The following is a 12,547-nucleotide window of genomic DNA, read 5'->3' as shown; positions in this document are numbered from 1 at the left end:
GGGAATAGAATGAATATTCACAGTCAGAAAGTACGAGCGACTTCGATCCCACCATACAGCGAACGCAATCAAAAATCGACTCTGCCCGCGAGAATTCAGACTCGAGCCGATGCAGGCGTTCATTTATTCTGTGCCGACACAACCTGCTTGATCTTGGGGATCAACAAATCCGCCACCATCTGCTGCCCCTTCGCATTGGGATGAATCCCATCGAGTAACAGATCCTGAGCCGACTGAACTTCCTGCTTCCCGTAGGTTTCAAAAGCGGCATAAATATCAACCAGCGGTACGTCTTCGTCTTTCGCAATCTGCCGCACCGTTTCGGCATACGACTTCAAAAACAGATTGAAGCCGTCCGGGTCATCGGGATCATACGGCGGTTTACCATACAGTTTTTTAATGCGGGGAATCCACCGCAGCGAATTCGGCGTCATCAGGATCACCGCGATTTCTTTTTTCTTAAGCTGTTTGATCAACGAACGCAGGTTGGCTTCGTACTGCTCTTTCGAGACGCGTGATTTCGTAGCCGGCGGATCTTTCCAGACATCGACGGCGGAATCATTAATCCCATATTGAATGACAACTAGATCGGGATCATGCTGCAGCACATCTTTTTCAAAACGAGCCACCGCCTGCCGCGTGGTGTTGCCACCAATGCCCGCGTTGATCACTTTGACGGGGAAACCTGCCGGCGGAAGTTCTTTCTCAAGAAGCATCGAATACACAATCAGCGGCCCGCGTGTCGCCGTCGTGGAGTCACCGAACGTGACAATCGTAAATGGTTCCGCCGCTGTTTTTTCTGCCGCCGTCAGAATCGAAGTACAAAGTAGACTGCCTGCGAACAGTAAGCAACAAAACATAAAAGACACAACACGATGATACATGAGGAACAGTCCTGTCTGTGATACAAAAATATTGAGTTGTCTAACATGTCAGGCAAACAACTTCTTAAAACAGAGCGGCTTGACCCTGTTCGCGGCGACAGCTGGAGAGTTGCGCCAGATGAAATCCGACATGGCTCGTCAGCATGTGAGCCAGCAACTGTCCGACGGTCTCAATAGTCGAACCGTGCAACAGTTCGACTGGATGAGGTTGTGCCATCGCTGCTGCATCCGCATTGGCCGCCAATGTTCTCAATGTTTCGTAAGCACTGAGATTCGCGTCGATCAGCGCTTCACACGTCAAGCTGGCGTCCGGCTGAACTTCATCACTCGATCCGGGACCAAACAGGGGAACCCATTCAGGATGCGTCAAGCTGCCTCCCAGAAATGTCTGCCCCATCTCTCCGACAATTGCGAGGTGACCCAGAATCCAGACTGGAGGATGTCCGTGCCCTTGCCCCGGCGTGAAGAGACACTCCTCAGGCAGATCCGCTATGATGGTTACGAGTTGATCCAACAGGAACTGGTTGAGTGTGATTTCATTTTCGAACATGTTTTGTTTCCCCAGTATAATTTATTTGATGGTGGATTCAACGTTCATTAACGTGAGCATAAAAATCAAGCAAGATTGAGAGGGTTGCTGCCTTACTCGTCGCTTTCATCACCAAAAACTTCGTAAACCTCGTCGCGTGTGTAGAATTGAATCCCTTCCAATCGTCCCCCATGCGATTCAGCAACTTGCGTAATCTTCGTTGACATTTCACGAAGTTCAAATTCGTTATTCCGTCCGGCGACAAAAGTGCAAACTGCAAAGGCGTCGTCTTCATCGGGTTCATCGAAATCATCGCGATCATTAAGGCCAATGGTACTCAATTCGGCGGCGATTTTTTGCATTCCCTCCAGGTCTGGAACAAGAACGAAAAACGCCCAAGGTAATTCAGCGTTATCTTCAAGTCCGGCGTCAGTAGCCTGTTGCAATTGCCAGCATGCATCATCGGGGGAGAGCCAGCCAAAAAATTCCTCTTCATTGATGGGCTCATAACAGTTGGTGCCTTCGTAGACCAAACCACGTTCGGCAGCAATGGTGCCAAGCCGATCTGCCAGTGATCTTACCTCGTCGGCAGTCAGTGCTGCCCGCCGAATGATACACAGCATTGGGTCGCCAGACGAACTGTTGCCATCAACGTCTGTTTCCTCCACGGATTTATAAAGTTGGACGAGATACTCCTGTTCGAATTCTTTGGCAACCTCTTCCAGTGTGTCGAGATTTCCTGATCGCAGCGAAAAGCTCCAGTCCAGCTCGTCCGCAAGATCATGACCTAAGTTGTTGACCATATGATCGAATAATGCGTCAATGTCGAAACTCAAGTTGGGCTCTTCAGACATCTCTGTCACTCCGTGTAGAAAAAATATTTTGGTCGCAAAATACAATGGGTTAAATATAATGTCATCTGCTGTGAGGCAGAATTGTATTATATCTTACTAAGCCGTTCTAGCCAGAAAGTATGTGAGGTTCCCTGGAAGAGTCGTAATCCCAGTTTTCAAAGGGAGAAAACCAGGGTCTGACTTCGTAGTAAGTATCTCACTATTAATTCAGTCTCTCTATAAGCATAAAACTAACTGGAGACCTTAAAACAAATGGCTTTATTTTCCTTTACTGTGGATAAAGACAACTGTAACAACGAAAAGCTGTTTGGGATTACGATTAAGATCAGGACAATGGATTATCCTGGTTTTAAACCAGATCCACCGACTCTCTTTCAGTGGTCTCTCCCATTTATACAAGACGTGATCGATGGTCGTCTGACACGTAAAGATCTAATTGAAGACGGCATACATATCTTGATTACTTCAGCAGACGGAGAGGTTTTAGTTGATGCGATGGGTGACCGTCGCAAGCTCTGATCAGAAAGAGCTTGAGTTTTTTCTACCATGTAGACAAAGGTGTTCGAATGAAAGACAACGCATCACACAAATCTCCCGCGAATGACAATGCTGGCACGGATAACAACTGGACCGTCTGGCGGCAGGGGGATGATGGAAACCGGTTTGTGATGGAGGAGGGATTAACAGAGGAAGCCGCAAGGCAGATGGTTGCTGAGTTTGAAGCACGCGGGCACAAACAACTCTACTGGGCGGCTCGGAAACAGTGAGAGTGGCAGACCTTGCTGCGTTCATTGAAAACGGCGGCTCGCGCCGTGCCGCTCAGGGGGGATGAGGTTTCAGTGGGCGTTCGCGCAATAAAAAAGGGCTGGAAGCCCAAGCTCCCAGCCCTCGTAGTACGTAGTACTCCTGTTTGTGTAACACTTACAACCTGGTCACAATTCCGCAACTAACTACTCAAACGCGAGCGTCTGTCTTGGGTTCATCAGTTGTGACTTGCTTCCAGTTTAATTGTTATACATGCATAGTTCGGCAGCAGGGAAGCGAGAACTTGAATCCGCAAAACGAAATTTTTTTCAGAAATGACGTGCCAAAAAATTAACCGTCAGGACTTTACTGAATGGTAAAATTGATCCATTCGAACCACTGACGCTTGAACATATTTTGATGCGTTTTGTTTTTGTCTGGAACGATTCAGGTTCTCAAATCAGATTAAAGTTCGGGAATCGGATCGTCGTCTTTGATGTCGACTTCTTCCCAGTTTGCTTGGCCGTTTTCATAACGCAGAATGCGACGCTTGCTGCCGGGCGCGGGTTTTTCGTTGATGGTCGGCAGCCAGGTCCGGTGCTCTTCGATCAGCTTTGCGTAATTGGGATCACCGCTCAGGTTTTTCCATTCGGCAGGATCCTGTTTCATGTCGTAGAATTCTTCCGAGCCATCGGCATAGTGAATATAACGATAGTTCTCGGTGCGAACCGTTGTGTTATTTCGATTATGGGATGTGATCGCAGGCCACTTGCGCGGGGTGTTGGCATCTTTCAACTGGGGGACCAGTGAATGCCCTTCCAGATCCATTCGGGGAGGCAAATCACATAATTCCACCAGCGTGGGATAGATGTCCAGCAATTCCGCGGGCTTACTGCAGACGGCACCTTCGGTGATTCCCGGGCCGGCAAAAATCAGCGGGACACGGGTCGAACGTTCCCAGAGTGTATTCTTGCCGGTGATCAGTTTCTCGCCCAGATGCCAGCCATGATCGGACCAGATGACGATGATCGTATTCTCGTCCAGATTATTTTTCTCCAGCGCTTCCGTCACACGACCGACCTGACTATCAACAAAACTGGTACACGCCAGATACGAGCGCACCAGATTTTTCCACTGATTGGCTTCCTGCAAAAATTTGAACCGCGGCTCGGGTAACTTCCAGTGCAGGTACCAGGAAAAGCGAGGCGTGTCGTCGCGGTCCGTTGCCAGGAACGGTGGGAGTTGCAGCGTCTCTTCCGGATAAAGATCGAACCACTGCTGCGTCGCGTAGCAGGGAACGTGGGGCAGGAAAAAGCCGACCGACAGAAAGAAGGGTTCCTGCGGTTTTTGATTTAACTGATCGACGGCCCAACTGGCGACTTTCCAGTCTCCCTTGTCTTCATCTTTGTGGGGAAAGGTGCCCCAGTCAACAAGGGGATGTGGGTTGGGAGTTTCCACCAGCTTCTTCGGCGGCTTCACACCCACGCTGGCGCCCGGGCCGAGTTCGTTAAATTCTTTGTCGTTTTTCTTACGTCCGTAACCGCCATGATAGATCTTGCCGGTGCTGTAGGTTTTGTAGCCATTCTGTTCCAGATACTGTGGCAGCGTGACACGCTCTTTAAATCGATCCACGTTGCGAAACCAGGGAGCCAGTCCATAAATGCCGGTCGTCGTTGGACGCAGTCCCGTCATCAGGCTGGTCCGCGACGGATTGCAGAGCGGCGACTGACAGTGTGCGTTCGAGAACAGGGTGCCTCGCGCAGCGACCTTGTCGATATGCGGCGTTTTGATCTGAGGATGCCCGTTCAGACAGCCGATCCAGTCATTCTGGTCATCAATGGCGATAAACAGAATGTTCGGCTTCTGAGCCGCCTGCAGCGGGGAAGAGATCATGGAGAGTAAAACGATCAACATCAGCAAGCGCATCTGAAGTACCTTTCGACGAATCTTCGAATGATGAATAAGAATAGCAGCCTTTCATCATACACGCGCGTGAGAGCGAAAGAAAATGGTGGAATTACTCTGGCTGAGTACTTTTCTAGAACCTGTTGTGGAAAATTCTTGTCATACATCTGTATAAATAGAGGATCATCAATGGCATCGGTAAAAAAAATGCAAGTGTCCCGTTCATCTACAGACATGCTTTCATAGATCAATATAGTGAAAAAATGATCGAAACTCCGAAACGGCGCGTCGAGCGAATCCTGCAAAAGTTAGAGTTGGTCCGTGAACAGGGACTGGAATGCTTTGGCTCAGACAGTCATTTCTTTCAACTCAATACTCCACTGGAAGAGAAAGCGCTTCAGAAATTTGAATCTCAGCAGAGGATTCAGCTGCCGGAAGATTATCGGGCTTTTTTACGGTACGCAGGGAATGGGGGAGCTGGGCCGTGTTATGGTATTTATCCCCTGGAGAAGTGGAATCATTTCGTTGAGTGGGTGTGCGAAGAACCGCTTCAGGATGATCTTACGCTGTCCTGTCCCTTGTATTTGGAAATGGAACGTACTCCCGATTGGGAAAACAATTTTCAAACAACCTATCCTTATCAGGGGACGATTTCGATAGGAACACAAGGCTGTACCTATGAAATACTATTAATCGTCACGGGACCTTTCAGGGGAAGAGTCGTTTATGCCGATGCAGATGGCCAGGCACCGTATCTCATCCAAGAAGTCGATTTCCTCGCGTGGTATGAGCGCTGGCTGGATGAATTACTGGCCGGGTATAAAATGGACGGGTTTGGATATGGAGTGGGGGGGACTGAAGAAGATTTTCTGGCGATGGTAAATAATCCGGATGCGACAACCAGTGACAGAGTCGAGGCCGTACAAGCGTTTTGGAAATTACCAAAACTCTCGGCTTACGCACAGCAGCAAATTCAAACTTGGTTGTCAGATCCTGTCGATGAGATTCGTGCCTCCGCATGTCGTTTGATCCGTGATTTTGAGTTACATGATGCTGAAGAAGCAATGGCAACATTATTGCTGGATTCGTCCTCGGAGGTACGACAGGAAGCAATCATGACGCTGATGCAAATTGCTCCCGCCCGTTGGAGTGAAAAAATATTTCAGTATTTGTACGACGATGATGATGAAGTGGCGCATAAGGCATTCAACGCACTTAATACTGAAGGGGCACTTACCAGATCGCACCTGCTGGATCTCATCAATATGTCACCCAATGGACAAATTCAATATCTGGCAATGCATACGATTGAATGGAAAGAGGAAGATCAAGACCTGCTGATAAAACTGCTAGACCATAAACACAACATGGTCCGGTTTTATGCGACTTTGGGTCTGCGACAGATTCAAGCCAGAGATGCCATTGCGAAAGTAATCGAAGTACTTGAGGATGAAACTGACGAAAACGTCATCGGCAGTATTCTGAAAATGCTGGGAGAACTGGGCGGGGAACAGGGCAGGGATGTGCTATTGTTATGGGCAGTCAAAGAGGATGATTATTTTCGCTTGGACGCAGTGGATGCGTTATGTAGTTTAGGAGACGAAAGAGTAGCCCCGATTGCAAAGAAAATGCTTCAGGAGACGAAACCGCCGATACGAGTCGATTCAAACGGCTTTACCACAATGATGCAATTTCATTCAATCAGTCATTTGGTCGATCGGAGTCTGCGTAGCTCACCCAGTAAAGTCTTGCAAAAACTTTCATCCACCCGATCACGCTGATGGAGGTTTTGGTAACCCCCAGCAATACGCGAGTTCCTTAAGATGAAAGCGCATCCAGAACTTGTTTCCGCTTTTTTTCGTCCAATGTTCCATTTTCGATTTTCTGTTTGACCTCTTCCAGTACGTTTTCTTCTTCGCCGGCTCTTTCCTGGAGTTGGTCGATCTTCGTTTTGATGTCTTTGATGATCGCTTCGAATGTGAAGGGATTGCCGCGGGGGCCGTCGTTGCGATCGCCGTCCATTTTTGCTCCCGTTTCAGACCGTTTTTCACGCGCGGGCATCTTATCCAGATTGGTAATGCGCAATTCTAGTTCACGTACAATTTTCTCTGGAGTATAACCCACTTCTTTCAGTCGGGCTTCGATCGGATCTTCCTCTCCGGAACAGCCTGGAAGAAGAGTACAGAGTGAGAAGAAGCTGAATACAAAAAACCAGGGTGTTAATTGAACGGTCATGAGTTGAATCCAAAACAGAAAGGAAACTCATTCATAGCAAATGAGTTTCCTGAAGAAATTGAAGTGTGTGGAGCGATATCAGAAACGGAGCACCGGAATCAGAATTCACCTACCACTTCACGCTGACTTTTAGTTCCGAGTGCCCACCAGGTATTCAAGTCGATCGAATTCGAAATGAATCGCACGGCACCATCCATCATCGCCACATGCACGCCCCCTGTGTGACCGCTGGAAGGAGTGATTCCGGTATCTCCCTCATGGCAGCGAAACGTATCACTGGAGTAGGAAGGGATCGAAATGGTATTGGGGGGAAAGACATGTGTGTAAACGTGTTTCTGCCAGGAGTCTGTGTAAAGCCAGGAGTGGCCTTTGTACTGACTCCAGCTGGACCAGTTGACATAGCCGGAGAGTCCATCCGAGACGACTTGATCGATGTAGGCGTCGTACTGTTCGATCATCGCGGAATTCGTGTAATACAAATTGCGACGGCGGTCCTGATGATTTCCGCTTCCATCATTGACCAGCGATTCAGAGAGAGCTGCGGTGTTTGAGAGGCCGTCTTTGATATCACTAAATCCGAAGCTGGTATTGGTGTTGGAACGCCAGTTGCTACTGTAAGGGCCTGACTGGTTCATCCGGGACATCGAGATGATGCCTTTAGAAGGAGGCGGAGCCGCACCCCCTGTGGAGGGCTGACCGGGAGACAGTAAATTACGAGGTCGACCTGCGTTGGCGACGTAGCTGAAGTTGGCGGTTGAAACGACGGTATTGACGACCGATTCACTGGGGCATTTGAAAAGCGGAATTTCAATTCGTGCCAAACCTCCCAGTACCGAAGTGTTGTTGGCGACGCCACCCCAGGAGTCTCCCAGGCCACTCGTTTCAAAAGGGATCTGGCTGTAAATGTTGGCTTGATCCACGTATGGCAGAAGCCCGACATACCAGGAGAGATTTCCCGATCCACCGCCGCCGGCGCCATCGTAATCATCCGAGCCACGGTGCATGTGCAGAGGGGTGCGCTGGTAAACGTCATGGTAGTTGTGAATGGCGATGCAGAGTTGCTTCAAGTTGTTTTTACACTGACTGCGTCGCGCTGCTTCACGCGCCTGTTGCACTGCAGGAAGTAACAACGCAATCAGAATCGCGATAATGGAAATCACGACTAATAACTCAATCAGGGTGAATCCTGTTCGGTCATTTTTTGCGGCGGGCGGGGTCTTCATCTGGATATACTCCGTGGTGAGTAAGAATTTGAAGGAAGAGCGTGCTGCAGCATGCGAGTGCTACCTTTACACAAACAATACCGCGAACTTTTACCTGAACAAGATCGATTGAAACAGATTCCAAAAGTTTAAACCGATCTTAATGGATTCTCTTGAAGTATTAATCCGATCTTAATGTAACACTTAGGCAGGCAGGCAATCTGCGCACCCGAACTGTGTCGCATCTACTGAAAAACACTATTGATATTAGTGCTTTGTCAAGCTAGGAATTGAGGGTTGGGGGTGTTATTTACGTGCTCCGTTGTCGCACTCTCGTGATATCGATCAACCCAAAATTTAAAAATGACGCTCCACTAGGTAATGTTTTCAATTCGAATGTTAGTCTTCAACTACGATTTCCACGCCAGACAACAGTGTGCGTCCCTGGATGGGATTCAGTTCCACTTTCAAACTGCTTGCCGCGGGAATGCCTTTAAATTCACGCACCATCGCGCGGTTCGAACCTGCAGTTGCTTTAACAACATCGAGTCCTTGTAACACAGGTTTGCCTTGCAAGCTGACATCGAATACGCGCTCTGCTGGTTGCATTTCATCCGGCTCTAAAAAGTGCAGGCGGACCGTGTAGCGACGTTCTTTCGTTTCAACAGGTGAGAGTGTGACCGTTAAAGCAGAGGCGCCTTCCACGCCTGAAGCGGCGACCCATTTCTGGTTGCCTGTTTTGACGAATGCCGAATGTTTGTGGAAGTAACGCAGGTCTTTGCCATCTAGTTTGAGCGAGACGACTGGCGAGGAACCTCCTACGTTGGGGTAGTCCAGCCAGAGGGTGCCGTTCTCGGCCTGGCGGTCGCCGGGAGCTCCCAGGTTAACGCCTAGCTTTTGCACCTGATCTGTTTTGGCATTCATCGCCAGCGCACTGTAACTCCAGACTTCCGATTCCGGCACGTGCGTTAGCGCTAAGGAGGTAAACAGTGAATAACCACAACTGCAGCCGTGTGCCATGTTCGGTGAGTTGAGCACGCCATTCGCAGGAATCAGACTGTTGCGACAGCCGGTGCGGAAGCCTTCCAGGCGGGAGGTATTCGTGCTGTCGATATCGCAGAACCCGGCGGAACCGGCGCGGAACGTCATCAGGTGCGGGCTGGCGATGGCGTAGTTACAGTGGTGACCCGCCTTGGTGAATTCCCAGGGAATCGGTTTTCCGGTGATCGGATTCGTGCGCAGAATAGCTTCGCCGGTTTCCAGGTCATAAGATTTTCCGGGTCCACGTTGATCGAGAATACGGTCGTTCCAGATGATGACTTTGTCCCACAGAGTTTCGGGATGCCCGCGAAATCCCTCGCCGGTGGAATATTTCTTCCAGAGTTCTGAACCATCTTTTCCACGGAATGCCGAGATGCCGTTGCGGTTGGTGACAAGCATCACATCTTTCTGGTCGCTATACGATAACCAGGTTCCCACAACATCGGTCTGGTGCTTCCAGAGCAACTTGCCGGTCTTGAGATCGATTGCTTTGATAAAGCGTTCGGCCAACGCGTTGGGAATCTTGCCGCGGCGTTTCCAGTCTCCATAAAAGTTTTCCAGTGCGCCATCATAAACATAAATTCGGTCTCCACTCAAAGAGACGACGGGGAAACTCATTTGTGCTTGATGTTTCCAGATGACTTTCCCGGTGTGACGATTGAGGGCCACCAGTTCCAGAGGGAGTAAGCCGTATTTTTTGCCGATTTTGGGAGATGTCCGAAAGGCCGACGTTAATAGCAGGTCTTCATGAATACGGATGCGACCCCAGCGGTCTTCGGGATTGGGCAGTTTCATCACGGCTAATGTTTTTCCCGTCGCCGGATCGAGCCGCACGCACGTGTTCTGACTGGTAACGAGATAGATGCTGTCTTTGAGGGCGATGAAATGATGGCCAACCAGTTTTCCTTCGTAGCTTTGGCCGCGGCGTCCCGGGCTGTCTTCGGGTGTTTCTTCCAGGGGAATTTGCCAGAGAATGCGTCCCGTATAAACGTCGACGGCGGTGAGCTTTCCGGGGCCCTGCAGAAACATGCGGCCTTCGATGACCGCCATGCTGGGGCCCCAGTCGTGACGATTGTAAAACAGATCGCCGTGTCCTGCGGGACCACCAAACCAGAGCACGCCCAGCGGCGCTTTGACAAGTTCATCGCGTGACATCAAGGTGTTGGAGGCATCGCCATACTCGTGAGTCCAGTTGGCAGAGCCCGGCAGTGAGCCCACGCGTGACAGCAGCGTGAATCCCTCTGCCTGTTTGAGATCGGCGCGAGGCAGTTGCTTGCCGCCAACGATGGTCTCTAGCAGCTTGAATTCTTTGTCCGTCAGTTCCAGGCACGCCTTGCCGCCGTAAGGTCTCAGCGACTTAAAGATGGTATGCCAGTCTTCCGACGTGAGTGATTTTCCGAACGCCGTTAGATCTTCTGAAACGATCAGCTCGGCCATATAAGCAGGCAGCTCGAACGTCAGTGGGTTCCCTGCGTGAACAACGACCCGCGATCCATAAAGACCAGTGGCATCGAATTTGGCTCGCAGTGCGGCTACTTTTGTTATATCTGGCTCAATGGCGATGAGGGTCAGCTTGGATTGCTGGATCAATTCTTCCAGCAAACGCCCACTGCCGGTTCCCAGTACGAGACAGTATCCGTTACCTGGTTGTGTCAACTTCAATAACTGCTTTGTTTTGTTCGTCCAGTCATCCTGCTGTGCCGCCAGTTCGCGGTTCTCTTCGGAAAGCGTGTTTGGCTTGGTTTGTTTGTCGCCGAAACAGAGTAGGTCGCCCTCTTGTGTTACAACGACCAGCGTGCCGTTGGCAGCGATCATCGTGGCGGGTGTGCCTTTGATGGTTTGAGTCCAGCTGAGCGTTGCACCTTTGCCGTCTTCCGCGAGATCGAGCGCGAAGATGGTATTCGCCTGATGGCCGTACAATCGATTGCCGGCTTTCAGATCAAGCTGCACCGGATGCGTTTTGATCCAGGCGTCCTGTTCTGCCTGGGGCATTTTCTGATTTTGAGATACAGGCTGACTCCAGAGTTGATTCAGTACCTTCTTGGTGACCAGTTTGCCGCGGCGGTCTTTTGATTCGACAGTCTTCAGGTTCTTCAGATCATAGGCGACCACATTGCCGCCGCTACCAAAGTAGAGCACATCCTCGGTGAGGACCGGACTACGGGCGGCGAGGTCGAATGCCTGTTTGGTATCCATCCGGAAAGTCGAGCCGCCGTGAAAAATGTAGGGGCCCACGGAGGAGACATGATAATTCGTCGCCCGGTTTCCATATTTATGTGTGATGAATTGATCGGTCTTGAGATCGAGGCAGGCGGCGACCGAGCGGCCGCAGGGAATCAACAGTCGGTCGCCATTCTTGACGAGATAACCTTGTGGTGTGATATCTTTGAGCGTTTTGATTTCGTGTTTCGGTGGCGCGAGTGCGGCGCCGGTTTCGGCATCCAGTGTGTAAAGGAAAGTCCCTTCGAACGGCCAGACGCCACAAGTGAAATAGATCTTGCTATCCGAGAGGACCGCGCCGCCTCGAATGGGCCAGACCGAAGCGAGCCGTTCGTTCGCCAGCGCTTTGCGGTGATTGGGAGCCGCCTGAAATTTCCAGCGCAGACTGCCATCGTCTGAATTGAGGCAATAAAAATGACCATCGTCGGCTGAGAAGTACACATTCTTTCCGGAAACAAGGGGCGCAAAACGGACGGGGCCGTTCGCATGAAAACGCCACTTTTGCGCACCGGTGGAAAGATCAAAGGCGGTCACGCTATCGTTGCGGGAAGAGCCGACGAACAAGGTTTGCCCGGCGATCACCGGTTCATAGTGTGCGTCGAATTGAATCCGCGGGTCTTCAGGCCAGGCCGGCTTGAGCGGTCCCAGTTGGCGTGACCATTGTAACTGCAACTCATTTGGAAGCTGTTCGGCAGTCACCGCCGTCCGCTGTGCATTGTTTCGCCAGGTCGGCCAGTCGGCGGCTGACGCAGAGGAAGAGAGGATGATACCACTCAGAAAACAGAAGCAGAAAGAACCAGCCAAACGTACCACGAAGGAAGACATGCACAAACCCCTGAATGAAACATATTAATGTCTGACAGCCGACGATCAATCAGCAATCGCTGATCTATTAAACTAACGGAGTGAGAATCGTTTTAACAGGCACGTTTG

At 50.4% G+C, this 12,547-nt stretch carries 10 protein-coding genes; 3 read left to right on the top strand and 7 right to left on the bottom strand.

The window, feature by feature from the left end:
• Positions 1-119: 119 nt before the first annotated feature.
• The 3 genes from AAC022_RS11705 to AAC022_RS11695 all read right to left on the bottom strand — a co-directional run bounded on the left by AAC022_RS11705 (position 120) and on the right by AAC022_RS11695 (position 2,267).
• Entirely contained in the window at positions 120-884 is a 765-nt protein-coding gene (locus tag AAC022_RS11705; RefSeq protein WP_339731090.1) for a GDSL-type esterase/lipase family protein, read from the bottom strand.
• A 64-nt stretch (positions 885-948) separates the two neighbouring features.
• On the bottom strand, positions 949-1,434 hold the full coding sequence (locus tag AAC022_RS11700; protein ID WP_339731088.1) for a DinB family protein: 486 nt from the start codon (positions 1,432-1,434) through the stop codon (positions 949-951).
• A 92-nt stretch (positions 1,435-1,526) separates the two neighbouring features.
• Entirely contained in the window at positions 1,527-2,267 is a 741-nt protein-coding gene (locus tag AAC022_RS11695; protein ID WP_339731087.1) for a ribonuclease E inhibitor RraB, read from the bottom strand.
• Positions 2,268-2,519: 252 nt separating this feature from the next.
• On the opposite strand from AAC022_RS11695, the gene AAC022_RS11690 reads away from it, so the two are divergent.
• Both AAC022_RS11690 and AAC022_RS11685 read left to right on the top strand, forming a co-directional pair.
• Positions 2,520-2,786 (top strand): hypothetical protein, encoded by a 267-nt coding sequence (locus AAC022_RS11690; RefSeq protein ID WP_339731086.1) that lies wholly within the window; start codon positions 2,520-2,522, stop codon positions 2,784-2,786.
• Positions 2,787-2,833: 47 nt separating this feature from the next.
• Entirely contained in the window at positions 2,834-3,034 is a 201-nt protein-coding gene (locus AAC022_RS11685) for a hypothetical protein (protein WP_339731085.1), read from the top strand.
• A 442-nt stretch (positions 3,035-3,476) separates the two neighbouring features.
• Here AAC022_RS11685 and AAC022_RS11680 read toward each other — a convergent pair whose 3' ends face one another.
• On the bottom strand, positions 3,477-4,937 hold the full coding sequence (locus tag AAC022_RS11680; RefSeq protein ID WP_339731084.1) for a sulfatase: 1,461 nt from the start codon (positions 4,935-4,937) through the stop codon (positions 3,477-3,479).
• 242 nt (positions 4,938-5,179) lie between these two features.
• Between AAC022_RS11680 and AAC022_RS11675 the strand changes: the two genes are divergently transcribed.
• Entirely contained in the window at positions 5,180-6,697 is a 1,518-nt protein-coding gene (locus AAC022_RS11675) for a HEAT repeat domain-containing protein (RefSeq protein ID WP_339731083.1), read from the top strand.
• 37 nt (positions 6,698-6,734) lie between these two features.
• Here the strand turns inward: AAC022_RS11675 and AAC022_RS11670 are convergent, their stop codons facing one another.
• The 3 genes from AAC022_RS11670 to AAC022_RS11660 all read right to left on the bottom strand — a co-directional run bounded on the left by AAC022_RS11670 (position 6,735) and on the right by AAC022_RS11660 (position 12,439).
• Entirely contained in the window at positions 6,735-7,151 is a 417-nt protein-coding gene (locus AAC022_RS11670) for a hypothetical protein (RefSeq protein ID WP_339731082.1), read from the bottom strand.
• A gap of 98 nt (positions 7,152-7,249) precedes the next feature.
• Positions 7,250-8,374, bottom strand: coding sequence for a DUF1559 domain-containing protein (locus AAC022_RS11665; RefSeq protein WP_339731081.1), 1,125 nt, complete (start codon positions 8,372-8,374; stop codon positions 7,250-7,252).
• Between the two features lie 378 nt (positions 8,375-8,752).
• Positions 8,753-12,439: a PQQ-binding-like beta-propeller repeat protein gene (locus tag AAC022_RS11660; protein ID WP_339731080.1), complete on the bottom strand. Its 3,687-nt coding sequence runs from the start codon at positions 12,437-12,439 to the stop codon at positions 8,753-8,755.
• Between the last annotated feature and the right edge of the window lie 108 nt (positions 12,440-12,547).

This window comes from uncultured Gimesia sp., assembly GCF_963976445.1.
GTDB lineage: Bacteria > Planctomycetota > Planctomycetia > Planctomycetales > Planctomycetaceae > Gimesia.
Note: the sequence above shows the minus strand (reverse complement) of the source record. Positions and strands in the feature narration are given on the sequence as shown.